This is a genomic window from Achromobacter sp. GW823-FHT04E03, from assembly GCF_058796095.1.
The window spans coordinates 338321-362064 of sequence record NZ_JBXAIJ010000004.1; the positions used below are offsets into that span (position 1 = coordinate 338321).

Genomic DNA, 23744 nt, shown 5'->3' on the forward strand with positions numbered 1-23744 from the left:
GCTTTACAGACCCACCATGCGCTGGCTGATGTTGGACAGCACCATCAACAGCACCTGCGCGACGATCAGCAGCACCAGCGGCGAAAAGTCGATCGCGGTGCGCGGCAGCAGGCGGCGGATGGGGTCCAGCATGGGCGCGGTCAGCGCCTGCAGCAGCGGCATCATGGGCGCCATCGGATTCACCCACGACAGCACGGCCTGGATCAGCGTCAGCCATACCACTAGGTTCAGCGCCCATTTGACGGCCATGATCAGCGCCGAGCCCATGACCCTGGGCAGGTAATCCAGCGGAATCAGCGCACCGATCACCACCAGCCAGATCAGCACCAGATAGACCAACGCGGACAACCACACGGCGACGAGGCTGGTCCAGTCGATCTTGTTGCCGGCGGGAATGATCTTGCGCAGCGGCATCACCAGCCAGTTGGTGACTTGGTAGATGAAGCGCGACAACGGGTTGAAGGGGTGCAGCCGTATCGCGTGCATCCAGGCGCGCGCAATCAGCGCCGCGCCAAACAGCGTGAACACGATTTCGAGAAGGAAACGCAAGATTTCATCGAGCATGGACACGGTCACCCTGAAAAAGAGGAGTCAATTGTCGCATGCCCAGGCGAAAAATCGCCTGCAGGCCGCGCGCGCTCGCCGTTCTGGAGGATGCTGGCCGATGCCGGGCCGCGCGGGCACGAAAAAGCCGCCCGGCTTAAGCCAGGCGGCTCTGCGAAGCTAGTGCTTCGAACCGTCCGGATTAAGGACGGCCACCCGTCGGGAACGGCCACGACGCGGCGGGGTTCAGCGCGGTCTTCGCGCCCGGAGCAGCAGCCGTGGACGGCGGCGTTGCGGGCTTCTTCGGAGCGGCTTTCTTCGCAGCGGGCTTCTTGGCGGCAGCAGGCTTCTTGGCAGCAGCAGGCTTGGCTGCAGCAGGAGCCTTCTTGGCAGCGGGGGCCTTCTTGGCAACAGCCTTCTTGGCGGCAGGCGCCTTCTTGGCTACGGCCTTCTTGGCAACCGCCTTCTTGGCAGCAGGAGCCTTTTTGGCGACGGCCTTCTTGGCTACCGCTTTCTTGGCGACGGCCTTCTTGGCGACGACCTTCTTGGCTACGGCTTTCTTGGCAACCGCCTTCTTGGCGACAGCTTTCTTGGCCACGGCCTTCTTGGCGACAACCTTCTTGGCTACCGCTTTCTTGGCTACCGCTTTCTTGGCGACGGCCTTCTTGGCGACGGCCTTCTTGGCTACCGCTTTCTTGGCGGCGACCTTCTTGACTGCCGGCTTCTTGGCGGCAACCTTCTTCACTGCCGGCTTCTTGGCAGCGACTTTCTTGACGGCTACCTTCTTGACGGCAGCTTTCTTGGCCGGTGCGGCCTTCTTCGCTACTGCCTTCTTGGCGGCGGGCTTCTTCACCGCTTTCTTTACGGCTTTCTTGGCTGTTGCCATGGTCATGCTCCTTAGGTTCAGGGGTCCCAGAACTTAAACCCGTGCCCCGATCCGCCAACAAGGCGCATCGTGCCCGGGCTATTCATCGGCGCAAGCCGCTGTTCTGTGCGAGCAACAGCTACTACGGTTTGCGCTAATGAATTCGGCACAGCCATTTGATATGGCCCCCGCTCCTTTGGCGCGAGCCATTTCAAATGGCGCCGGTAGACGACCTGATCACAGGCCGCCGACCGCTTGTTCTACGTGTGTTCGATTGCCCCCACGCCGCGCCTTCGGCTTGCTGCCCCCCGAGGGGGCGCGTTTTGCCTTGGGGCGGCCCGGCGGCAAAACACCCTGACCAGGGAGAACATCATCAAGCCTGTCGCGAACGCGACGCTCCTTGCATCTGGAGCGTGCCCGCGCCGGGCCTGATGACGTACTGCTTTTACTCCCAGCTCAGCGTGCCACCGGTTTGGTATTCGATCACGCGAGTTTCAAAAAAGTTGCGTTCCTTTTTAAGATCGATCATTTCCGCCATCCACGGGAAGGGATTTTCTTCCTGCGGGTACAGCGGTTCGATACCGATTTGCTGGCAACGACGGTTGGCGATGAAGCGCAGGTAGGATTTGAACATAGGTGCGTTCAAGCCCAACACGCCGCGCGGCATCGTGTCTTCGGCGTAAGCGTATTCGAGTTCGACCGCTTTGCGGAAGAGTTCTCGAATTTCTTCGCGGAATTCCGGCGTCCACAGATGCGGATTTTCCAGTTTGACGGTGTTGATCAGGTCGATGCCGAAATTGCAGTGCATGGATTCATCGCGCAGGATGTACATGTACTGCTCGGCGGCGCCGGTCATCTTGTTCTGGCGGCCCAGCGCCAGGATCTGCGTGAAGCCAACGTAGAAGAACAGGCCTTCCATCAGGCAAGCGAAGACGATCAGCGACTTCAGCAGCGTCTGGTCGGCTTCGGGGGTGCCCGTCTTGAAGTTGGGGTCCGCGATCGCGTCGATGAACGGGATCAGGAACTCGTCCTTGGCGCGGATGGACGGCACTTCGTTGTAAGCGTTGAAGATCTCCGCTTCGTCCAGGTCCAGGCTTTCGACGATGTATTGATAGGCGTGCGTGTGGATCGCTTCTTCAAACGCCTGGCGCAGCAGGAACTGGCGGCACTCGGGCGCCGTGATGTGGCGGTAGGTGCCCAGCACGATGTTGTTCGCGGCCAGCGAGTCGGCGGTGACGAAGAAACCCAGGTTGCGCTTGACGATGCGGCGCTCGTCCTCGGTGAGCCCGTTCGGGTTCTTCCAGAGGGCGATGTCGCGCGACATGTTGATCTCTTGCGGCATCCAGTGGTTGGCGCACGTCGCCAGGTACTTCTCCCATGCCCACTTGTACTTGAAGGGCACGAGCTGATTGACGTCGGTCTGGCCGTTGATGATGCGCTTGTCGGCAACCTTCACGCGTTGCGAGGTGGCGGAGCCGCTGGCGGCCAGGCCAGCCGCGTGTTCAGGCGCGGCAGGCGTCGGCATGGCGGTGTCGCCGAAAACACCGGTCGCCGCCCGGACTGCGGGCGCAGCCTGCCCGCCCGCCGCGGGTGCGGGCGATTGTGCAGGTTGCGTGGCGATGGTGTCGTCTTCCCAATTAATCATGATTCATTCTCCGGAGGCGGTTATTGGCAGGCTTCGCACTCTTCGAAGCCGGGGTCGCCCGGCCGCATGGTGCAAACCGCCCCGAGAACTTCGGGTTCCGGCAAAACAGGTGCAGCAGCGACAGCAGGACCAGCGGACGGTGCGCCCGCCGAGACGGCGTTCAATTCGCCGCCGCGTCCCGTGGACTTCTCGGCGCTGGTGGCGCCAAGCGTACGCAGGTAGTAGGTCGTCTTCAGGCCGCGCTTCCAGGCCAGCTTGTAGGTGTCGTCCAGCTTCTTGCCCGACGCGCCCGACATGTAGATGTTCAGCGACTGTGCTTGATCGATCCACTTCTGGCGGCGCGACGCGCATTCAACCAGCCAGCTCGGTTCGACTTCGAACGCGGTGGCGTAGAGGTCGCGGAGTTCGGAAGGTACGCGATCGATGCGGGACAGGCTGCCGTCGAAGTACTTGAGGTCGGCGACCATGACTTCGTCCCAGAGACCGAGTTTCTTCAGGTCACGCACGAGGTAATCGTTAACGACCGTGAACTCGCCGGAGAGATTCGATTTGACGTACAAGTTCTGGAAAGTGGGTTCGATGCACGCAGATACACCAATGATATTGGAAATAGTCGCGGTTGGGGCGATTGCGATGCAATTGGAGTTGCGCATGCCATGTTGTTTGATGCGCGCGCGCAACGTATCCCAATCGAGCGTGCTCGACTCATCAACTTCAACGTGACCACCGCGTTCATCGCGCAGCATCTTCAACGTGTCTTGCGGCAAGATGCCACGCGACCACAGCGAGCCTTCATACGATTGATAACGGCCGCGCTCTTCAGCGAGCAGGCTCGAGGCCCAGTACGCGTGATAGCACACGGCTTCCATCGAACGGTCGGCGAATTCGACAGCGGATTGCGATGCGTAAGGCACGCGCATCATCTGCAGGCAGTCCTGGAAGCCCATGATGCCCATGCCCACCGGACGATGACGCGCGTTGGAATTGCGTGCCTTGTCGACGGCGTAGTAGTTGATGTCGATCACGTTGTCGAGCATGCGCATGGCGATGCTGACCGTGCGCTTGATCTTGTCGTGGTCGAGTTCGAAACCGCCGTCGGCAGCCGGCTTCATGTGCGCGACCAGGTTCACGGAACCCAGGTTGCACACCGCGATTTCGGATTCGTTGGTGTTCAGCGTGATCTCGGTGCACAGGTTCGAGCTGTGCACGACGCCGACGTGCTGCTGCGGCGAACGGATGTTGCAAGGATCCTTGAACGTGATCCAGGGGTGGCCGGTTTCGAACAGCATTGACAGCATCTTGCGCCACAGGTTCAGCGCCGGCATCTTCTTGAAGAGCTTGAGCTCGCCGCTGGCGACGCGCGCTTCGTAGCCCACGTAGGCTTCTTCAAAGGCGCGGCCGTACTTGTCGTGCAGGTCGGGGCAGTCGGACGGCGAGAACAGCGTCCACTCGCCGCCTTCCATGACGCGCTTCATGAACAAGTCGGGAATCCAGTTCGCCGTGTTCATGTCGTGCGTGCGGCGGCGCTCGTCGCCGGTGTTCTTGCGCAGTTCCAGGAATTCTTCGATGTCCAGGTGCCACGATTCCAGGTACGTGCAGACAGCGCCCTTGCGCTTGCCGCCCTGGTTGACCGCGACGGCGGTGTCGTTGACGACCTTCAGGAACGGCACGACGCCCTGGCTTTCGCCGTTGGTGCCCTTGATGTGGCTGCGCAGCGCGCGCACCGGGGTCCAGTCGTTGCCCAGGCCGCCGGCGTACTTGGCCAGCAGCGCGTTTTCCTTGATGGCGTCGTAGATGCCTTCCAGGTCGTCGGAGACGGTGGTCAGGTAGCACGACGACAGCTGCGAGTGCAGCGTGCCCGAGTTGAACAGCGTCGGCGTCGAGCTCATGAAGTCGAACGAGGACAGGATCTCGTAGAACTCGATGGCGCGGGCTTCGCGGTCGGTCTCGCGCAGCGCCAGGCCCATGGCCACGCGCATGAAGAACACCTGCGGCAGTTCGATGCGCGTGCCGCGGATGTGCAGGAAGTAGCGGTCGTACAGGGTTTGCAGGCCGAGGTAGCCGAATTGCAGGTCGCGCTTGGCGTTCAGGGCGTGGCCCAGCTTGGTCAGGTCATAGCTGGCCAGATCGGGCGACAGCAGGCCGCCTTCGATGCCGCGGGCGATGAAGGTGGGGAAGTACTCGGCGTAGCGGGCGGCCATGCCGTCCTGCGAGACTTCTTCGCCCAGCACTTCCTTGCGGATCGTGTGCAGCAGCAGACGGGCGGTGACCTGGCTGTAGGCCGGGTCCTTTTCGACCAGCGCGCGCGCGGACAGGATGGCGGACTTGAACACTTCGTCGACGGGGATGCCGTCGTAGAGGTTCTTGACCGTTTCCTTCAGGATCGCTTCCGTGTCGATGAATTCGGCCAGGCCTTCGCCGGCGGCTTCGATGGTGGCGCGCAGCTCAGCCAGATCCAGCGGGCGGCGCACGCCGGCGTCGGTCACGTTCAACACGTGTTCCTGCGGGGCGGCGGCCTTTTCCTGGTTGTCGGCGGCGGCGGCAGCGGCGGCAGCGCGTTCCTGCGTGCGCTTTTCGCGGTACAGCACGTAGGCGCGGGCGACGTCGTGTTCGCCCGAGCGCATCAGGGCCAGTTCGACCTGGTCCTGGATGTCTTCAATATGGAAGGTGCCGCCGTTGGGGCGGTTGCGCACCAGCGCGTTGACGGCCTGGCCGGTCAGGTTCTCGACCAGCTCACGCACGCGCGCGGAGGCCGCGCCCTGGCCGCCGTTGACGGCCAGGAAGGCCTTGGTCATGGCGATGGCGATCTTGTTGGGTTCGAACCCGACCACCGAGCCATTGCGGCGAATGATGTTGTAGCTGGCCCATTGCCCGCCATTGGGGTCGGCAGGGGAATCGGTTTGGGAGGGCGGCACGGCCGAGGGCCGGGTCACAGAGGCGATCGTAGTCTGCATGGAAGCTCCTGTGCGAAAAGCGCGTAGATAGCGACATGACGGCGTCATGTCAGGTACAAAATCGGATCTTTTGAGGGGGTCGTAACGCTAGGACGGCTTAGTCCAAAAGGCGTGGCCGACGGGAATCAGCTCTTAAGCGACCACAACATATAGTGTAGCACCCCTCGTTGGACACTAATTCTAGTGATCGAGTACGACAGGGACAAGAAAAAAATAAGACGAAGTTCACAAAAGGTTGTTACCAAATGCACTAGGCGCGCCCAGCAAGGCGCGCCCAGGAAGGTGCCGCTCGGAGCGAATGTTTATGCGGTCTTCCGCAGGGGCATATCGCGCGGGGCAGGCGCCGTATAGGTTTGCATCAAGCGGCCCAACTCCGTCCGATACTTCTCGACGTTTGCAGCCTTCACGTGACCGAAGCCGCGGATGGTTTCTGCAAGGCCGGCGATTGTAGCCGCTTGAGCCAGCTTGTCGCGGGTCAACCCTGCGAGCAACTGGTCTATGGTCTGGCGGTACTCGCGCACCAGCGCCCGTTCCATCTTGCGTTCGGCGGTGTGGCCGAAGGGATCGAACCAGGTGCCGCGCAGGCCCTTCAGGCGCGTCAGCATTTTCAGCGCGGTCATGGTGCGCGGGCCCAGCGTCATCTTGCGCGGCACGCCGGTGCGCGGGTCCTTGCGGGCGAAGATGGGCGGGGCCATGTGAAAGCGCAGGCTGTAGTCGCCTTCGAACTGGCCCTGCAACTGCGCCTGGAAGGAGGCGCCCGTGTAGAGCCGCGCGACTTCGTACTCGTCCTTGTAGGCCATGAGCTTGAAGAGGCCGCGCGCGACAGCGAGCGCCAGGCGCGGCGTCTTGGCGTCGGGCGCCAATTCGCGTTCGCGCGCCGCGACAGCCTCGACCACGTCCTGGAACTGGCGGGCGTAGTCGGCGTTTTGATAGGCGGTCAGGTCTTCGATGCGGCGGGCGACGGCGCGTTCGAACGATTCGGGCACGTGCAGTTGCACGACCTGGGCGCGCGGGCGCAACGCGCCTTCCAGCGCGTCGGGCTGGTGCGCTGCCAGACGGCCGCTGTCGAAGGCAGCCCGGTTGGCGGCCACGGCCACGCCGTTGAGTTCGATGGCGCGGTTGATGGCGGCCTGCGACAGCGGCACGCCGCCGCGCTGCCAGGCATAGCCCAGCATGAACATATTGGACAGGATGCTGTCGCCGAACAGCGCCAGCGCGGCCTCGTGCGCGTCGATCGCGACGGTGTTGGATTCGCCCGCGGCGTGGCGGATCTTGGCCAGCAGCGCTTCGGGCCGCATGGCCGCGTCCGGGTTGCGGGTGAAGTCGGAGACCGGGGCCACGTAGCTGTTGACCGTGACCTGGGTGTGGCCGCGGCGCAGCGCGCCCAGCGAGTCCGGCGCCACGGAGGCGACCGGGTCGCACAGGATCGCGGCGTCGGCCTGCTGCCAGTCCAGGCGTACCGGGCCGGCAGGCGCGCCGGCAGGCGCCAGGCGGATGTGGCTGACGACCGTGCCGCCTTTCTGCGCCAGGCCGGTCAGGTCCAGCACCGCGGCGGACAGGCCTTCCAGATGCGCCGCCATCGACACGATGGCGCCGATGGTGATGACGCCGGTGCCGCCCATGCCGGCGACCAGCAGGCGATAGGGATGGTCCAGCGCGGGCATGGCCGGCAGGGGCAATTGCGCGATCAATTTCTGCAGGCGTTCCTGGTCGGCCTTGGGCGCCGCGCTCTTCTTGGGCTTGCCGCCCATCACGGAGACGAAGCTGGGGCAGAAGCCTTCGGCGCAGGAATAGTCCTTGTTGCAGCTGGACTGGTCGATGGCGCGCTTGCGGCCATAGGGCGTTTCCAGCGGCACCACCGACAGGCAGTTCGATTGCACGCCGCAGTCGCCGCAGCCTTCGCAGACGGCGCTGTTGATCAGCATGCGGCGCGCCGGGTCGGGAAATTGGTTCTTCTTGCGGCGGCGGCGCTTTTCAGCGGCGCAGGTCTGGTCATGGATCAGCACGGTCACGCCGGGGATCTCGCGCAGCTCGCGCTGCAGCGCGTCCAGTTCGCGGCGGTGGTGCACCTTGATGCCGGCGCCCAGGTCCACGCCTTGGTACTTTTCGGGTTCGTCGGTGGTGACGACGATGCGGGCCACGTTCTCGCCGCGCAGTTGCTGGCAGATGCTGGGCACCGAGATCGGGCCGTCGATGGGTTGGCCGCCCGTCATGGCCGTGGCGTCGTTGAACAGGATCTTGTAGGTGATGTTGGCCTTGGCGGCCACGGCCTGGCGGATGGCGAGATAGCCGGAGTGGTAATAGGTGCCTTCTCCCATGTTCTGGAAGATGTGCGGCATCTTGGTGTAGCGCGACAGGCCGATCCAGTCCACGCCTTCGCCGCCCATCTGCGTCAGGCCGCCGGTGTCGCGGTCCATCCAGGCGGCCATGTAGTGGCAGCCCACGCCCGACAGGGCCTGGCTGCCTTCGGGCACCTTGGTCGAGGTGCTGTGCGGGCAGCCCGAACAGAAATAGGGGCGGCGGCGCATGCCGTCGGCATCGTTGGACAACGGCGCCTGGCACGCGAATGCGGACAGGTCCGCCGCCAGCGGCAGGCCGGCGGCGCGGCTGAGCCAGCTGGCCAGCGGCTGCGCCAGCAGGGAAGGGCGCAGCTGGCCGGCCGAGGGCACCAGCGCTTCGCCGTCGAAGCCTTTCTTGCCGATGACGGTGGGGCGGTCCGGCAGGTTGAACAGCAGGTCCTTGATCTGGCTTTCGACCACGGCGCCCTTTTCCTCGACCACCAGGATGTGCGAGAGGCCGCGCGCGAATTCCAGCAGACGTTCGCTATCCAGCGGCCAGGTCAGGCCGGGCTTGTAGATGCGCACCGGCGCGTTGGCGGTGACGGTGTCCACGCCCAGGCGCGACAGCGCTTCTATGGTGTCCAGGTGCGCCTTGCCCACCGTGACGATGCCGACAGTGGCCTTGGGCGCCGGACAGGTCAGGCGGTCGATGCTGTGGCGGCGCGCGAATGCGGCCACGGCCTTCATGCGCAGGTTCATGCGCGTTTCGATCGCCAGCGACAGGAAGTCGCGCGCGGAATATTCCAGCGATTCGGGCGGCATGTCCGGATCCGCCGGCATGTCGTAGCGCTGGGCGGGGGCGGGAACGAAGGAATGCCCGCATTCGATGGTTTCGGACACGGCCTTGAAGGCGACCCAGGTGCCCGAGTAGCGCGACAGGGCCCAGCCCCACAGCGCGAAGGTTTCGTATTCGTCGATGGAGGCGGGATGCACGATGGGCATCTGCCAGCCGATCAGCGAGGCCTCGCTGGAGTGCGGGATGGAGGACGAGACGGCGGTGTGGTCGTCGCCCACCACCACCAGCACGCCGCCGTTGCGCGATGCGCCCGCCGCGTTGCCATGATGCAGCGCGTCGCCGGCGCGATCCACGCCGGGGCCCTTGCCGTACCACATGGCATAGACGCCATCGACGTTGCGGTCGGCGCGCACGCCGGCCTGCTGGGTGCCCATGACCGCGGTGGCCGCCATGTCTTCGTTGATGGCGGGCAGGAAGGTGATCTGGTTGGCGTCCAGCGCCTTTTGCGCCTTCCACATGGCCATGTCCACGCCGCCCAGCGGCGAGCCGCGGTAGCCCGAGACGAAGCCGGCCGTGTTCAGGCCGCGTTCGCGGTCCATCCGGGCTTGGGTGAGCATGATGCGCACCAGCGCCTGGGTGCCGGTCATGAAGATGCGGCCGGAGCTGCGGGTGAGGTTGTCGGCGAGCTGGTACTCGAGGTCCAGCTGGGGTTCGGCGGCGGGGGTACCGTCCATGGTGAATACTCCTGGTTTCGGCACCATGATAGGTTCGCGAGCCATCAGGTTTATTGCGTTTTTGGATCGTGCTATCCCTATAATTCGCAATGAACGTTTCGTGTTCGATAAAAACCAGGAGACTAAGCGATGGACAAGACCGATATCGGCATCCTCAAGGCCTTGCAGGAGGACGGCCGGGCCTCGGCGCAGCAGCTTTCAGAGAAGGTGGGGCTGTCGGCCGCGCCGGTGTGGCGGCGGGTGAAGGCGATGGAGGCCAGCGGGGTGATCCAGGGCTATAGCGCCCAGGTGGACCGCAGCAAGGTGGGGCTGGGCTGCATGTTCGCGCAGATCAGCCTGGAACGGCACTCCGCCAATACGGTCGAAAACTTCGAGCGCTCGGTGCGCGACGCGCCCGAAATCCTGGAGTGCTACGCGGTGACGGGGGATTCGGACTTCCTGCTGAAGATCCTGGTCGAAAGCCCGGAGGCCTATGACCGTTTCCTGCACCGCTTCCTGTTCAACATGCCGGGCATACGGCAGACGCGCACCATCGTCGCGCTGCGCGAAATCAAGCACGAGCAGCGCCTGCCGCTGTAGATAAAACCGCTGTAGATAAAACGGGCCCTCTCTATATAGATATAGGGAGGGCCGCGAATTTATTGGGGTTGGATGCCCGAGATCCGGATCCATTCCTTCCAGCGCGCGGTGTCTTCCTTCACAAAGGCATCGAAGCGCGCCACGTCCATCGATTCCGGCGTCAGGCCCAGGGCGCGCAGCTTCTTCGCAGTCGCTTCGTCCTTCACCGCCGCCTGCATGTGGGCGTTCATCTTTTCCACGATGTCCTGCGGCGTGCCTGCCGGGGCCGACAGGCCGAGCCAGCCGGCAACGACGAAATCCGGATAGTAGGTGGCCATGGTCGGCACGCTGGGCCAGGCCGCATGCGGCTGGGCGCCGGTGACGGCGATGGGGATGAGCCCCTTGCCGTCGATCTGGCCCATCGCGGTCAAGTAGTCGACGAAGGCGAAGTTGATCTGCTTGCCGCGCAGGTCGGTGATGATCTGCGTGATGTTCTTGTAGGCCGCGCCGGTGATCTCGATGCCGGCGCGCTGCTTCAACAGTTCGGACGGCACTTGCGAGGACGAGCTGTAGTAGCCGAAGAAGACCTGTCCGGGATGCTGCTTGGCATAGGCGACCAGGTCGGGCACCGTGCGGTACGGGCTGTCGGGCGACACCACGCCGACCGTGCCGAAGGTGCCCAGCATGCCGACCTGGCGGAAGTCCTTCTGCGCGTCGTAGGGCAGGCTCTTGTAGAGGAACTGGTTGGCCGAGTGGGTGGAGTTGGTGGACAGCAGGAAGGTATAGCCGTCCGCCGCGGCGTTCTTTGCGGCGTTGGTGCCGACGATGCCGCCGGCGCCGGGACGGTCCTCGACCACCACGGTCTGGCCGGTCTTTTCGCCCAGGTATTGCGCCAGGGTGCGCGCGGTGAGGTCGGCCGCGCCGCCGGCGGCGGACGGCACGATGAGGGTCACGGGTTTCTCGGGCCAGCCGGCGGCGTGCGAGGCCGCGGCCAGCAGCAGGCCGGCGCCGATCAGGGCCGGACGGAGGGAACGGGGAATGGACATGCTTGTCTCCTGATGGCGCGATTGCGCGTCGTTGTCGTTGTTGTCGTTGGTATTGGGGGGGCGATCAACCGAATTGGCTGTGGTGCCAATCCAGGATGGCGGCGGCGCTGACTTGCCATTGGTCCGCGTACATCATGCAATGCGGTTGGCCGGCAAGCACGGCGTGGGAAAAACCGAAGCGGCGCGCGATCGCCAGATCCTGGCCTGGCGGATGGCGGTCATGCGTGTCCAGGCCGGCTTCCAGGCACAGGCCGGGAGCGTGGATGGCGGCGGCGTCGACGGGCACGCGCAGCAGATAACGGTCGTTGAGCACTTCCGGACTTTCGGGGCACAGGCGCCGCGATACCGAGGCGACGTTGCGGTCTGGCGAGGTCGCCAGAAAGCGCGCGCGGATTTCGGCGTCGTTCGGCGCGCTGCGCGGCAGGCCTTCGGGGACAGGGGGCAGCGCTTGCGCGCCGGGCAGGTCGCCGGGCGGCGACGGCGCCAGCAGGACCACGCCCTCCACCGTCCGCTGGCTGGCGCCCAGCAGCGCGGGCAGCGCGCCCATGCTGTGGCCGATGACGACCGTGGGACGAGCCAGCGCGTCCAGCGCGCTGACGACATCCTGGCCCAGGTCGGCGATGCCAACCGACGCAAACGCCGCGTCCTGGGGCAGGGCGCCGTGGCCGCGCAGATCCAGCGCCGCGCAGGCGAGGCCGGCGCGGGCGAAGAAATCCAGATAGTGCGCATAGCACCAGGCGCCGTGGTAAGCGCCGGGCACGAACAGCAGGCCTGGCCTGTCGTCCCGAGGATCGGCGCCGACTATCAGGCGGCCCTGGCCGGCGGGATGCGCGGGCAATTGGTCGATGCGGTTGAAATCCAGCGGGTCGGCGCGGGTGGAAAGAGGCGGGAGCAGCGAGTCGGCATTCATGGTGCGGCCATCTTAGGTGCGGCCAAATTATCAGAAAACTTTATTTTTCATATGATTGGATAAGTTTCACTAATCGAGGTCAGCCATGCGCCCCTTGCCCGAGATTTCCATCACGCACTACCGCCACTTCCTGCTGGTGGCCGAGCTGCGCAGCTTCCGCGCGGCCGCGGCGCGGGCCTTCCGCTCACAGCCGGCGTTGTCGCTGTCCATCCGCGAGATGGAGCAGCGCCTGGGGCAGCCGCTGTTCGAGCCGGGCAACCGTGGCACGCTTACGCGATTCGGGCAGGATTGCCTGCCGCTGGCGCGTGAACTGGTGCAGCACCACGACCGCGTGGCGGGCGCGCTGTCGGGGCTGGCAAGCAACGAGGCCGGCACCTTGACCATGGCGTCCGTTGCCACCGTGGCCACGCACTGGTTGCCGGAACTGGTGGCGACGTACCGCGAACGCTATCCGGCGGTGGCGTTGCGCCTGTTCGACGACAACTCGGAAGGCGTGGAGCGCATGGTGCTGGCAGGGGAGGCGGAGCTGGGCGTGTGCAGTCCGGTGTCGCAGGACCGGCGACTGTCGTTCGAGCCTTTGCTGCGTGACGCCTTCGGCCTGGTCTGCCATCGCGGCCATCCGCTGGCCAGGCGCAAATCGGTGACCTGGCGCGAGATCGAGGACCTGCCTCTGGTCGGCACCATCGCCCATCGCCAGCTTGCCGGCTATCCGCAGGCGGCCTTCATGCTGGACCGGCAGGTCTTCGTGTCCAACATGATGTCGCTTCTGGCCATGCTGGAACGCGGCGTCGGCGTCACGGTGCTGGCGCGGCTGGGCGTGCCGCCGGACTCACGCGGACTGGCCTTCGTGCCGCTATCCGCCCCGCGCATCGAGCGTGAACTGGGCATCACCCGGCTGGCCGGCCGCAGCCTGTCTCCGGCTGCTGCGCGCATGGAGGAAATGCTGCGCGCGAAGGCCGCGAAACGCGGCCGCACTGTCGCTTGAAACCAACGCATTTTTGCGATTTGCGGCCATAAAACAGGCCAATTCCGGGGCCTACTGTTGCGCAATTGCACTGGTCGCGGATCGCCGTTGATTCTTCGCAAACGGCTCTTTAGAGTGCGTGATGTTTGCTGCGCGAGGGACGCGCCGGGGTGCTCGGTGCGGCGCGTCGACAGACGTGTTGAGGAAGTCATGAGCAGTGTGTATTTGCGTACGGCGGGCGTCGCCTGCGCCGTTCTGATCCTGGCCGGCTGCGCCGCCAGAAAGCCCGCCACCATCACCGAGGCCCAGCCCGCGGAACCGCCCAAGCCGGTGGCCTGCGTGCCCGCCAAGGCCGGCGATCCCATGATAGGCACCTGGCTGTCGAACAGCCGCCCGCGCGATGTCAGCGGCGATCTGCAATCGCTGATCGTGCTGTCCGCCGATGGCACCATGGCCTATGAATCCCTGCTGAAGATCGGCCGCAAGACGCGTCCCGCGTTGCGCGAGACCGGCTGCTGGAGCGTGGCGGACGGCATCTACACGATGCAGACCACCAAGTCCGCTGGCGAACTGGTGGACGCCAACGATCCGATCTACCTGAACCGCTACCGCGTCGAAAAGGTCGAGAAGACCCGCCTGACGATGCGCGAGCTGAAGAACGGCGGCCAGGTCATGACCGCGCGCCGCATGCCCACGGGCTACCGCCTGCCTTATTGAGCGTTGCGCGGGACGGACATTCCGCCCCGCGGCAAAGCCAAGATGGCCGGGCTGCGGTAAGGTGCGGTCTTCACCCATCGCCCGCAGCCGGTCATCCATGCCTGCCTTGTCCTCCGAAGCGCGCGCCATCGCGCTGCTTGCCCTGGCCGCTTTCGTCAGCGCCAGCGCCTTCCGCATTTGTGATCCCATGTTGCCGCAGCTGGCGGCGGAATTCGGCACCACTACAGGCCAGGCCGCGCGCGCCGTGACCGCGTTCGCCGTGGCCTACGGCGTGTTGCAGATGTTCTTCGGGCCCCTGGGCGACCGCTACGGCAAGTACCGCGTCGTCAGCATCGCGACCTTTGCCTGCGCGCTGGGCAGCGCCGGCGCCGTGGTTGCCGGGTCGCTGGACGTGCTGGTGTTCTGCCGCGTCCTCTCCGGCGCCGCGGGGGCGGGCATCGTGCCGTTGTCGATGGCCTGGATCGGCGACAACGTGCCCTACGAACGCCGCCAGGCCACCCTGGCGCGTTTCCTGACCGGCACCATCCTCGGCATGTCGGCCGGCCAACTGGCTGGCGGCCTGTTTGCCGACACCGTGGGCTGGCGCTGGGCGTTCGCCGCGCTGGTCTGCGGCTATCTGATAGTGGGCGTGCTGCTGTTGCTGGAAGTGCGGCGCCAGCAGGTCTCGGGCCTGGGCCAGGTGGATCCCGGCGCGGCGCGCCAGGGCTTCGTGGCGCAGGCGCGGCTGGTGTTGAGTACGCCCTGGGCGCGCATCGTGCTGGCGACGGTATTCGTCGAAGGCCTGCTGGTGTTCGGCGCCCTGGCCTTTGCGCCTTCCTACCTGCATGAACGCTTCGGTATCTCTCTGACCGCCGCGGGCGCGCTGGTGGCCGTGTATGCCGTCGGCGGCTTGCTTTATACGGTGGTTGCCGGCCGCATCCTGAAACGCCTGGGGGAACGCGGGCTGGCGATCGCCGGCGGACTGGTGCTGGGCGTGGCGTTCCTGTCGTATTTGCTAGGTCCGGTTTGGATGTGGAGCTTGCTGGCCAGCGTGCTGGCGGGTTTCGGCTACTACCTGCTGCATGCCACGTTGCAGACGAATGCGACGCAGATGGTGCCGTCGGCGCGCGGCACGGCCGTCGCGTGGTTCGCGTCCTGCCTGTTCATGGGCCAGGCGGCGGGCGTGGCCTTGGCGGGCGCGGTGGTCGACGAGATCGGGCCTGCCGCGTTGTTTGGCGGCTCGGCGGCGCTGTTGCCCTTGCTGGGCGCGTTCTTCGCGCGCGCATTGAAGGCGCGCGCGGCCATCCAGCAAGCCTGAAGGAACGGCTGAAAACACCGCGGGCCTTGCTCATTCCAGGATGAGCAAGGCCCGCGGTGTTTTTGGGACAGGCGCTTAGATCGCAGCCAGGCGCTTGAGCACCGTCTGCTTGCCCAGCAGGGCCAGCACGGCGTCCACGGCCGGGGTCTGGGTCTGACCGGTGACGGCGACGCGCAGGGGAATGGCCAGTTGCGGCATCTTCATGCCGCGGTCGGCCAGCACGGCCTTGATCAGGGCAGACAGGGCTTCGCGGGTCCAGTCCGCGTCCTGGGCGCGCTGGGCGAAGTCGGCCAGCGCTTCGCGCGCAGGCGCGGTCAGGTGTTGCTCGGCCAGCTCGGCGGGCGCGCCCTTGAACTCGGCGCAGAACAGCATGGCGCCGTCGGCCAGTTGTTCCAGCGTTTCAGCGCGGTCCTTCAAGAGGCCCATGACGCCCGGCAGGTCGATCTTTTCCGGATGGCCGCCGCGGTTCGCCACGCGCGGCGCCACGCGCTCGGCCAGTTCGGCGTTGTCCATCTGCTTGATGTAGTGGGCGTTGACCCAGTTCAGCTTCTTCGGATCCCACTGCGAGGCCGACTTGGACAGGTGCTTGGTGTCGAACCACGACACCAGCTGGTCGCGCGAGAAGAGTTCGTCGTCGCCGTGGCTCCAGCCCAGGCGCGCCAGGTAGTTGACCATGGCTTCCGGCAGATAGCCTTCGTTGTCGTACTCCATGACGTTGACGGCGCCGTGGCGCTTGGACAGCTTTTCGCCGTCCGGACCCAGGATCATGGGCACGTGGCCGTATTCGGGCAGCGTGGCGCCCAGCGCGCGCAGGATGTTGATCTGGCGCGGGGTGTTATTGACGTGGTCGTCGCCGCGCAGCACGTGGGTGATGCCCATGTCCCAGTCGTCGACCACGACGCAGAAGTTGTAGGTGGGCGTGCCGTCCGGGCGCGCGATGATCAGGTCGTCGAGTTCGGTGTTGTCGAAGCTGATCGTGCCCTTGACCATGTCGTTCCAGGAGGTCGCGCCTTCCTGCGGGTTCTTGAAGCGCACCACGGGCTTGCGGCCTTCCGGGATGGCCGGCAGGGTCTTGCCGGGTTCGGGACGCCAGGTGCCGTCGTAGCGCGGCTTGTCGCCGCGGGCGCGGGCGGCTTCGCGCATGGCTTCCACTTCCTCGGGCGAGCTGTAGCAGTGGTATGCGGTGCCGGCGGCCAGCATCTGCGCGACCACCTCGCGGTAGCGGTCCATGCGCTGCATCTGGTAGAAGGGGCCTTCATCGGGCTGCATGCCCAGCCAGTCCATGCTGTCCAGGATGGCCTGCACCGCTTCCGGCGTGGAGCGTTCGACGTCCGTGTCTTCGATGCGCAGCACGAAGGTGCCTTGGTGGTGGCGCGCGAAGGCCCAGGAGAACAGCGCCGTGCGGGCGCCGCCCAGATGCAGGAAACCCGTGGGCGAGGGCGCGAAACGGGTACGAATGGGGGTAGAGGCGTTGGAAGTCATAGGTGGCAATGATAGCGGCTGCGGCGCCACAAATCGGCGTCAGGCTGGGCCCATGTCAAACGTAGGGCGGGGTTGTCTTGTTACGATGAGGGGTATTTTAGATTAGGGCCTGCTAACACCATGTTGCGACATGCTCTCGCTCCGATGTTCGAGCCCGCCTCGCTGGTGATCGTCGCCGACCGGCCGCTGCCGGCGGCGGCCTCATTGCCGCCCGCGCTCAAGGGCAAGACCACAGTGGTGGCCTGCGAAGTCGGCGCCGCGCCGGACCTGCCGGACACGTTGCAGGGCCTGGCCCAGGGCGAACGGCCTGATCTGGCCCTGGTTTGCGTTTCGCCCGCCGTCCTGCCGGAAACGCTGCGCAGGCTGTCGACGCTGGCGCCGCGCTCGGTGATCCTGTTGCCGCATGAACTGCCCGACCCGTATCCGCGCGGCACGCTGGCGCTGTGCCGCGCCTGGGCCGAGGAAAACCGCTGCGAGTTGCTGGGTCCGCGCTCTTTCGGCGCCCAGCGGCCGCACGCCGGCCTGAACCTGAGCCAGCACCCGGTGCTGGCGCGCGCCGGCCGCGTGGCGCTGTTGGCGCAGTCGCGCTCCATCATGGCCGCGGTCATGGATTGGGCCGAGGATGTGCACATCGGCTTTTCCACCGCCGTGTCGCTGGGCGACGAGGCGGTGGTGGGCCTGTCCAAGGTGCTGGACTACCTGGCCAGCGATCCGCGCACGGACAGCATCGTGCTCTATCTGGAAGACGTGGGCCCGGCCCGCGAATTCATGAGCACCTTGCGCGCCGCGGCTTCGATCAAGCCCGTGATCGTGCTGAAGGCCGGCCGTGCGGACACCGACAGCGCCGATGCCATCTTCGACGCCGCGCTGCGCCGCGCGGGCGCGGTGCGGGTACGCTATTTCGTGCAGCTGTTCTCGGCCGTCAAGGTGCTGGGCTACACGCGCCGTCCCAAGGGCCGGCGCGTGGCGCTGATCTCCAACGGCAGCGGACCGCCCCAGCTGGCCATGGACCTGATCGGTCCGGACGCCGCCGTGCTGCGCGCCGAACTCGCGCCCGCGACCCAGCGGACGCTGGCGGCCATGCTGGAGCCGGACGCGGCCACCGCCAATCCCGTCATCACCTTCACGCCGCTGACGCCCGAACGCATCCGCGCCATGCTGGACGCGGTGCTCGACGATGCCGGCGTGGACGGCGTGCTGGTGCTGCTGGCACCCGACGCGCTGGCCGACATGCCGGCGGTGGCGCGCGAGCTGGCGCAGATCGCACCCAAGGCGAAAAAGCCGGTCGTCACCTGTTTCATGGGCGATGCCGGCATGCGGCCGCTGCGGCGCATGCTGGACGACGCGGGCACCTCGGCTTTCCGCACGCCGGAATCGGCCGCCGATGCCTTCGGCGTGCTGGCGACCCATCACTACAACCAGCAACTGCTGCTGCAGACACAGCCGCCGGAGCCGGCCAGCCACGTGCCGGACCTGGGCGCCGCGCGCGAGATCCTGGCGCGCGTGCGCGCGGAATGCCGGCGCGAACTGAATACCTCTGAAATCCGCAGCCTGCTGGCCCTGTTCTACGTGCCGCTGCGCGACACGCCGATGGACGTGGCGGCGGCCGAGCCGGAATCCCGCCCCATGGCGATCCGGGTGCGGCGCGATCCGCAGTTCGGCCCCGTCATCCGCTTCGGCGCGGGCGGCCCGGACGCGGTGCTGTCGCAATCCGACCGCGGCGTCGACCTGCCGCCGCTCAACGGCTTCCTGGCCCGCCAGCTGATCGAACGCAGCCGGCTGTGGCGCCGGGTGCTGGCGCCGCGCATCGGCCACATGGCCGCCGAGGCGCTGCAACAGGCGGTGGTGCTGGTGTCCGAGCTGGTGTCGGAATTGCCGGATATCGAGTCCCTGGACATCGATCCGCTATACGCCGGAGAAACCCATCTGCGCGCCGGCGGATTGCGCATGACGCTGACCGAGAAGCCCGGCTGCGAAACGCCGCAGACCGCAGGCTATCCGCATATGGCGATCCACCCGTATCCGGCCCGGCTGGTCCAGGTGCGCCGCTTCGCCGACGGCATCCCCTGGGTGCTGCGTCCCATCCGTCCCGAGGACGGCGAGCCGCTGCAGGAATTCATCCGCGGCCTGTCGGAGCGTTCGCGCTACATGCGCTTCGTGTCCATGATGCGCGAGCTGACCCCGCGCATGGTGTCGCGCTACACGCAGGTGGACTACCACCGCGAGCTGGCGCTCGTGGCCGCCACGCAGGTGCCCAACCCGGCCAACCGCGGGCATCCGCGCGAGGTCCTCGTGGGCTTCGCGCACTACCTGCGCAATCCGGACGGCAGGGGGGCGGAGTACGCGCTGGTGATCGGTGACGACTGGCAACGCCGCGGCCTGGGCCGCCAGCTGATGTCGGCGCTGATCGACGCGGCGCGCGAACAGGGGCTGGAATACATCGACGGCCTGGTGTTGTCGACCAACCGGCCCATGTTGTCGCTGATGACCAGCCTGGGCTTCACCAACGACGCGGATCCGGAAGACCCGACGATGCGCCGGGTCTGGTTGAACCTGTCCTGATCCCAGGCCCGTTCAGGCGGTCTTTTTGGCCGCCTGGGCGGGCTTGAGCCGCGCGATCGATTCGTCCACCGACAGCACGTCGCCGAAGAACAGCATCCAGCCGTGCAGCGCATGCTCGTGCTCGGCGGGCGTGACGGCGGCCAGCGCGTCGTCCACCATGATGGTGCGGAAGTCCCGCATCATCGCGTCGCGGGCGGTGGATTCGCAGCACACGTTGGTGACCGTGCCAGCGATCAGCAGCGTGTCCACGCCGCGCCCGCGCAACAGCGGCTCCAGTTCGGAAGAGCCCGGTGCCATGGCGCTGTAGAAGCGCTTGGTCACGCGCAGGTCGGCGTCGTGCGCATGCAGGTCCTGATGCAAGGCATATCCGGGAGCATCGCGGCGCAGTGTTGCCAGGCGCCTGGCGCTGCGCTCCGGCGTCAACATCACGCCGTGATGGTGCGACCAGAACGAGTCGGCGTTATCAGAAGCGGTCTGCACCCACACGATGGTGCCGCCGGCGGCGCGCACCGCGTCGCACAGGCGGTTGATGGGGGCGATGATCTCGCGCGCCGGCGCGCATTCGCCCTGATAGCCGGGCAGCGTGAAGTACTGCTGCATGTCCACCACCACCACCGCGAGGCGCGCGGCGGGCAGTTCGTCATAGGGATGCAGGCGGCCCTGGCGGGCGATCACGCGGTCCTCCACCCATTTTGGGAATTCCATGGCGGCTCCTTATCCGTAGCGCCGCGCGATGGCGGCTTCGATGCGGTAGACGATCAGGTACATCACGCTGGAGATCACGGCCAGGATGGCGATGGCGGTCATGACGATGTTCAGCTTGAACACCTGGCTGCCGTTCATGATGAGAAAGCCCAGGCCGGAATCCGCCGACTGGAACTCGCCCACGATCACCCCAACCAGCGCCAGGCCGATGTTCATCTTCACCGCCGCGATCAACGTGGGCACGCTGCCCGGCAGCACCACCTTGGTCAGCACCTGCCAGCGGCTGGCGCCGAAGGTGTGGGCCAGCTTCACCTTGTTCAGGTCGATGCCGCGAAAGCCCGCATACACCACCATGATGGTCACGAACACCGCGATCGCCACGGCCATGCCGTACACCGCGTAGTCCGACCCCAGCCACAGGTAGAAGATCGGCACGAAGGCGATCTTGGGCATGGCATTGGCCACCACCAGGAAGGGGTCCAGCACCTTGTACAGGAAGTCCGACCACCACAGCGCCGCCGCCACCACGATGCCGATCGCCATGCTCAGGCCGAAGCCCACCAGCGTGGCGCTCAGCGTGGTCATGATGTGCTTGCCCAGGTTGCCGTTGTTCCAGAGTTCGATGAACGTCGGCCACAGCGCGCTGGGGTAGCTGGTCAGGAGCGGGTTGAGAATGTGCATGCGCGGCAGGATTTCCCAGGCGCACAGGAACACGGCCAAGAGCAGCGCCTGCGCGACGCGGATATGCCGGCGGCGGGCGCGGTCGCGCCGGAGGTAGTTCAGGTACTTCTCGCTGGGCGCGCGCACGGCGCGCAGCGGAACGGTGTTGGCGACGGGCGCGTTCATGGGTCAACCCTCCACGTGGACATCGAGCTCGTCCCACAGCTGTTTGAAGTAGGTATTGAATTCCGGCCGCGAGCGCGCCTGGAATGGCGTCGGCCGCGCCTGGCCGTCGCCGTAATGGATGCGGTACTGGCTCTTCAGGCGGCCGGGACGGCGCGACAGCACGATCACACGGTCGGTCATGGCGATGGCTTCGCCGATGTCGTGGGTGACCAGCACCACGGTCTTGCCTTCGCGCCTCAGGATGTCCACCACTTCGTCGGAGATTGCCAGCCGGGTCTGCGAATCCAGCGCCGAGAAAGGCTCGTCCAGCAGGATCACGTCCGGCTCGGTGACCAGGGTGCGGGCCAGCGCGGCGCGCTGCCGCATGCCGCCCGACAACTGGCGCGGCGTGTGCGACAGGAACGCGCCCAGTCCGCATTTCTCCAGCAGATGCACGGCGCGCGCCTCGCTGCGCGCATCGCGCCGGCCCTGGATCTCCGCGCCCAGCATGACGTTGTCCAGGATGGTGCGCCACTCGAACAGGTAGTCCTGCTGCAGCATGTAGCCGATGCGCGGATTGGGCTTGGTCACGGCCTGGCCGTCTATCATCACGGCGCCCGAGGTCGGCGGAATCAGGCCGGCGATCAGCGACAGCAGGGTGCTCTTGCCGCAGCCGCTTTGCCCGATCAGGCTGACGAATTCGCCCGCCGCCAGCGTGAACGACACATTCGACAGCGCCTCCGTCTCGCCTTCCTGGGTGAAATAGGAAAGACAGACCTCGCGCAGTTCGATCTTCGCCGTGGCGGTGTCCGGCTTCAGGTTGTGGATAACGGCGCCCATCATTGGGCCTTCTTCGCGAAGTCGGTCACCACCACGTCCTCGTACTTCACGCGGGCGTTGTCCTTCATGACCGCGCTGGCGATCAGCATGTCCTGCAACTGGTTCATGGCTTCGGCCGTCACCAGCGGCGTGGTCTTCCAGATCTGGTACTTCTTGTAGCGCTCGATGGCCTCGGTCACCGCGGCCTGGTCCATGCCGGGGAAGTAAGTCATGATCTGCGGCGTCAGCGTGGCCGCGGGCGTGTCCTTCACGTATTTTTCGGCGCGCGCCACCACGTCGGTCCAGGCCTGGATGACCTTGGGGTTGTCGCGGATGTACTTGTCGGTGGCGGTGAAAACGGTGTAGTCCACCTGGCCGACTTCGTGGCCCACCGAGGCGACGATGTAGCCCTTGCCGTTGCGCACCAGTTCGCCGGCCTCGGGTTCAAGAAAGATGCCGTATTCGCCCTGGCCGGCCATCCAGGCGCCCGCGCGCGCGGGAATGCCGATATTGTTCAGCAGCTTCACGTCCTTTTGCGGATCCACGCCATGCTTGCGCAGCGCCGTTTCCAGGAACACGATGGGATTGGAGCCGGGGCGAAAGCCGATCACTTCCTTGCCCTTGAGCATGGACCAGTCGAACTTCTCCACCGGCTTGCGCGCCAAGAGGAAGAAGCCGTCGGTGGCGGTCAGACCGGCGAAGATCTTGGGCTTGACCGGGGATTCGCTGTTGTGGACGTAGATGGACGCTTCGGGCCCGATCAGCACGATGTCGGCGCTGCCGGACAGCAGGGCGGTCATGCCCTTGTCGGTGCCTTGCGAGGTCTTCATGGACACGTCCAGGCCGGCGTCCTTGAAGTAGCCCTGCGACAGGGCCACGTACTTGGGCACGTAAAGAATGGACCGCACCACTTCTTCGTAGCGGACCTTCACGGGGGGATTGAGGGCTTCGGCCTGGACGGCCAGGGGGGCGAACAGCGCGAGCAGCGCCGCAACCGCCAGACGGGGCGATGGCAAGGATTTCACGGGACTTTCTCCTGCGTCTTGAATGCCACGCCGAAACCCGGCGCGACACGGCCAATGGGATGGATCGACAACAACAACAGGGAAGCCCGAACTGCTTGCTCGGGCCGGTAAGGCTTGGATCGAATACTATATTCAATACAAATAGGCGACAAGCTTTTTGCAGTTGGCGTTTTTCTCTATGGACGCAAGAAAGCCAGCCTATGAAAATTCCAGGCTGGGATACCACTTGGTATACAAAATGAAATCGCAGGCCGCCAGGGCCTGCGAGTGGGCGGGCAGGGGCGCCGGGCGCCGATCTGCCGCGATCAGGGCCGCCGGGCGCGGCCCTGCATGGTCCTCAGACCAGGACTTGATACAGGAACTTGGAGATATCCGCCACTTCCTCGGCGCAGACCGAGTGCGGCATGGGGTAGGTGTGCCATTGCACGTCGTAACCCAGGCGCTGCAGTTCGGCCAGCGAGGCCTGGGCGCGCGGCAGCGACACCACCGGGTCGTACTGGCCGTGGGCCAGGAAGATGGGCGTGTCGTGATTGGCGCTGTGGCGTTCGGCCTCGGCCGTGTCCAGCAGCGGCAGGTAGCCCGACAGGCCCATCATGCCCGCCAGCTTTTCCGGCAGGCGGATGCCGGTGTGCAGGGTCATGGCGCAGCCCTGTGAAAAGCCCGCCAGCACGATCTTCGAGGTCGGGATGCCGCGCGCGTTTTCGCGCGCGATCAGCTTGTGGATCGCAGCCTCGGAGGCGCGTATGCCGCTGGCGTCCTCGACGCGCACCAGGTCCATGACCAGGATGTCGTACCAGGAGCGCATCGCCATGCCGTTATTGATCGTCACGCGTTGCACCGGCGCGTTGGGGAATACGAAGCGCACCGACGCGCCGGCCGGCAGGTCCAGCTCCGGCACGATGGGCGCGAAGTCGTTGCCGTCGGCGCCCAGGCCGTGCAGCCAGATCACGGCGTGCGTGGGATTGGGGGCGGTTTCGATCTCGATGCAATCGAGCAGGTCGGTCGGAGCGTTCATGGA

Annotated in this window: 18 protein-coding genes; 5 read left to right on the forward strand and 13 right to left on the reverse strand. The window is 65.8% G+C overall.

Annotated elements, in window-relative coordinates; translation table 11 throughout:
* Positions 1-3: 3 nt before the first annotated feature.
* The 5 genes from AC1RHV_RS26695 to AC1RHV_RS26715 all read right to left on the reverse strand — a co-directional run bounded on the left by AC1RHV_RS26695 (position 4) and on the right by AC1RHV_RS26715 (position 9816).
* Positions 4-564: a YggT family protein gene (locus tag AC1RHV_RS26695; protein WP_054458342.1), complete on the reverse strand. Its 561-nt coding sequence runs from the start codon at positions 562-564 to the stop codon at positions 4-6.
* Positions 565-745: 181 nt separating this feature from the next.
* Positions 746-1429 (reverse strand): histone H1-like DNA-binding protein, encoded by a 684-nt coding sequence (locus tag AC1RHV_RS26700; RefSeq protein ID WP_192330146.1) that lies wholly within the window; start codon positions 1427-1429, stop codon positions 746-748.
* Between the two features lie 424 nt (positions 1430-1853).
* Positions 1854-3053 (reverse strand): ribonucleotide-diphosphate reductase subunit beta, encoded by a 1200-nt coding sequence (locus AC1RHV_RS26705; RefSeq protein ID WP_054458346.1) that lies wholly within the window; start codon positions 3051-3053, stop codon positions 1854-1856.
* A gap of 20 nt (positions 3054-3073) precedes the next feature.
* Positions 3074-6007 (reverse strand): ribonucleoside-diphosphate reductase subunit alpha, encoded by a 2934-nt coding sequence (locus AC1RHV_RS26710; protein WP_492302271.1) that lies wholly within the window; start codon positions 6005-6007, stop codon positions 3074-3076.
* 302 nt (positions 6008-6309) lie between these two features.
* Positions 6310-9816: an indolepyruvate ferredoxin oxidoreductase family protein gene (locus tag AC1RHV_RS26715; RefSeq protein ID WP_054458350.1), complete on the reverse strand. Its 3507-nt coding sequence runs from the start codon at positions 9814-9816 to the stop codon at positions 6310-6312.
* 129 nt (positions 9817-9945) lie between these two features.
* Here AC1RHV_RS26715 and AC1RHV_RS26720 point away from each other — a divergent pair, with 129 nt between their 5' ends.
* Positions 9946-10395, forward strand: a complete 450-nt coding sequence (locus AC1RHV_RS26720; protein ID WP_008159001.1) for an Lrp/AsnC family transcriptional regulator — start codon at positions 9946-9948, stop codon at positions 10393-10395.
* A gap of 59 nt (positions 10396-10454) precedes the next feature.
* Here AC1RHV_RS26720 and AC1RHV_RS26725 read toward each other — a convergent pair whose 3' ends face one another.
* Together AC1RHV_RS26725 and AC1RHV_RS26730 are read right to left on the reverse strand one after the other, a co-directional pair.
* Positions 10455-11420 (reverse strand): Bug family tripartite tricarboxylate transporter substrate binding protein, encoded by a 966-nt coding sequence (locus AC1RHV_RS26725; protein WP_054458547.1) that lies wholly within the window; start codon positions 11418-11420, stop codon positions 10455-10457.
* A gap of 64 nt (positions 11421-11484) precedes the next feature.
* Positions 11485-12330, reverse strand: a complete 846-nt coding sequence (locus tag AC1RHV_RS26730; protein ID WP_492302272.1) for an alpha/beta fold hydrolase — start codon at positions 12328-12330, stop codon at positions 11485-11487.
* Positions 12331-12415: 85 nt separating this feature from the next.
* On the opposite strand from AC1RHV_RS26730, the gene AC1RHV_RS26735 reads away from it, so the two are divergent.
* The 3 genes from AC1RHV_RS26735 to AC1RHV_RS26745 all read left to right on the forward strand — a co-directional run bounded on the left by AC1RHV_RS26735 (position 12416) and on the right by AC1RHV_RS26745 (position 15308).
* Positions 12416-13315 carry a LysR family transcriptional regulator gene (locus AC1RHV_RS26735; protein WP_054458353.1) on the forward strand — a complete coding sequence of 300 codons (900 nt, stop codon included), beginning with the start codon at positions 12416-12418 and terminating at the stop codon, positions 13313-13315.
* Between the two features lie 189 nt (positions 13316-13504).
* Complete coding sequence (locus AC1RHV_RS26740) at positions 13505-14011, forward strand: hypothetical protein (protein WP_054458355.1); 507 nt, start codon at positions 13505-13507, stop codon at positions 14009-14011.
* Between the two features lie 97 nt (positions 14012-14108).
* A complete protein-coding gene (locus tag AC1RHV_RS26745; protein ID WP_192353469.1) occupies positions 14109-15308 on the forward strand; it encodes an MFS transporter in 1200 nt (399 codons plus the stop codon).
* 75 nt (positions 15309-15383) lie between these two features.
* On the opposite strand, the gene gltX is transcribed toward AC1RHV_RS26745, so the two are convergent.
* Positions 15384-16790, reverse strand: a complete 1407-nt coding sequence (gene gltX, locus AC1RHV_RS26750) for a glutamate--tRNA ligase (RefSeq protein WP_054458359.1) — start codon at positions 16788-16790, stop codon at positions 15384-15386.
* Positions 16791-16910: 120 nt separating this feature from the next.
* Here gltX and AC1RHV_RS26755 point away from each other — a divergent pair, with 120 nt between their 5' ends.
* Positions 16911-19352 carry a bifunctional acetate--CoA ligase family protein/GNAT family N-acetyltransferase gene (locus tag AC1RHV_RS26755; protein ID WP_492302273.1) on the forward strand — a complete coding sequence of 814 codons (2442 nt, stop codon included), beginning with the start codon at positions 16911-16913 and terminating at the stop codon, positions 19350-19352.
* A 12-nt stretch (positions 19353-19364) separates the two neighbouring features.
* On the opposite strand, the gene AC1RHV_RS26760 is transcribed toward AC1RHV_RS26755, so the two are convergent.
* From AC1RHV_RS26760 to AC1RHV_RS26780, 5 genes are all read right to left on the reverse strand, one after another.
* On the reverse strand, positions 19365-20057 hold the full coding sequence (locus AC1RHV_RS26760; RefSeq protein WP_492302274.1) for an isochorismatase family protein: 693 nt from the start codon (positions 20055-20057) through the stop codon (positions 19365-19367).
* Between the two features lie 9 nt (positions 20058-20066).
* Entirely contained in the window at positions 20067-20903 is an 837-nt protein-coding gene (locus tag AC1RHV_RS26765) for an ABC transporter permease (RefSeq protein WP_054458365.1), read from the reverse strand.
* A 3-nt stretch (positions 20904-20906) separates the two neighbouring features.
* Positions 20907-21722 carry an ABC transporter ATP-binding protein gene (locus AC1RHV_RS26770; protein WP_042797538.1) on the reverse strand — a complete coding sequence of 272 codons (816 nt, stop codon included), beginning with the start codon at positions 21720-21722 and terminating at the stop codon, positions 20907-20909.
* Positions 21722-22726 carry an ABC transporter substrate-binding protein gene (locus tag AC1RHV_RS26775; protein WP_166738364.1) on the reverse strand — a complete coding sequence of 335 codons (1005 nt, stop codon included), beginning with the start codon at positions 22724-22726 and terminating at the stop codon, positions 21722-21724. The genes AC1RHV_RS26770 and AC1RHV_RS26775 overlap by 1 nt, the downstream gene beginning before the upstream one ends.
* Positions 22727-23063: 337 nt before the next feature.
* Positions 23064-23741: an alpha/beta hydrolase gene (locus tag AC1RHV_RS26780; protein WP_492302275.1), complete on the reverse strand. Its 678-nt coding sequence runs from the start codon at positions 23739-23741 to the stop codon at positions 23064-23066.
* Positions 23742-23744 lie beyond the last annotated feature (3 nt).

Excerpts from the sequence above, each read along its gene's own strand:
- AC1RHV_RS26695 (WP_054458342.1), bottom strand. The coding sequence starts at position 564 with ATGCTCGATGAAATCTTGCGTTTCCTTCTCGAAATCGTGTTCACGCTG.
- AC1RHV_RS26700 (WP_192330146.1), bottom strand. The coding sequence starts at position 1,429 with ATGGCAACAGCCAAGAAAGCCGTAAAGAAAGCGGTGAAGAAGCCCGCC.
- AC1RHV_RS26705 (WP_054458346.1), bottom strand. The coding sequence starts at position 3,053 with ATGATTAATTGGGAAGACGACACCATCGCCACGCAACCTGCACAATCG.
- AC1RHV_RS26710 (WP_492302271.1), bottom strand. The coding sequence starts at position 6,007 with ATGCAGACTACGATCGCCTCTGTGACCCGGCCCTCGGCCGTGCCGCCC.
- AC1RHV_RS26715 (WP_054458350.1), bottom strand. The coding sequence starts at position 9,816 with ATGGACGGTACCCCCGCCGCCGAACCCCAGCTGGACCTCGAGTACCAG.
- AC1RHV_RS26720 (WP_008159001.1), top strand. The coding sequence starts at position 9,946 with ATGGACAAGACCGATATCGGCATCCTCAAGGCCTTGCAGGAGGACGGC.
- AC1RHV_RS26725 (WP_054458547.1), bottom strand. The coding sequence starts at position 11,420 with ATGTCCATTCCCCGTTCCCTCCGTCCGGCCCTGATCGGCGCCGGCCTG.
- AC1RHV_RS26730 (WP_492302272.1), bottom strand. The coding sequence starts at position 12,330 with ATGAATGCCGACTCGCTGCTCCCGCCTCTTTCCACCCGCGCCGACCCG.
- AC1RHV_RS26735 (WP_054458353.1), top strand. The coding sequence starts at position 12,416 with ATGCGCCCCTTGCCCGAGATTTCCATCACGCACTACCGCCACTTCCTG.
- AC1RHV_RS26740 (WP_054458355.1), top strand. The coding sequence starts at position 13,505 with ATGAGCAGTGTGTATTTGCGTACGGCGGGCGTCGCCTGCGCCGTTCTG.
- AC1RHV_RS26745 (WP_192353469.1), top strand. The coding sequence starts at position 14,109 with ATGCCTGCCTTGTCCTCCGAAGCGCGCGCCATCGCGCTGCTTGCCCTG.
- gltX (WP_054458359.1), bottom strand. The coding sequence starts at position 16,790 with ATGACTTCCAACGCCTCTACCCCCATTCGTACCCGTTTCGCGCCCTCG.
- AC1RHV_RS26755 (WP_492302273.1), top strand. The coding sequence starts at position 16,911 with ATGTTGCGACATGCTCTCGCTCCGATGTTCGAGCCCGCCTCGCTGGTG.
- AC1RHV_RS26760 (WP_492302274.1), bottom strand. The coding sequence starts at position 20,057 with ATGGAATTCCCAAAATGGGTGGAGGACCGCGTGATCGCCCGCCAGGGC.
- AC1RHV_RS26765 (WP_054458365.1), bottom strand. The coding sequence starts at position 20,903 with ATGAACGCGCCCGTCGCCAACACCGTTCCGCTGCGCGCCGTGCGCGCG.
- AC1RHV_RS26770 (WP_042797538.1), bottom strand. The coding sequence starts at position 21,722 with ATGGGCGCCGTTATCCACAACCTGAAGCCGGACACCGCCACGGCGAAG.
- AC1RHV_RS26780 (WP_492302275.1), bottom strand. The coding sequence starts at position 23,741 with ATGAACGCTCCGACCGACCTGCTCGATTGCATCGAGATCGAAACCGCC.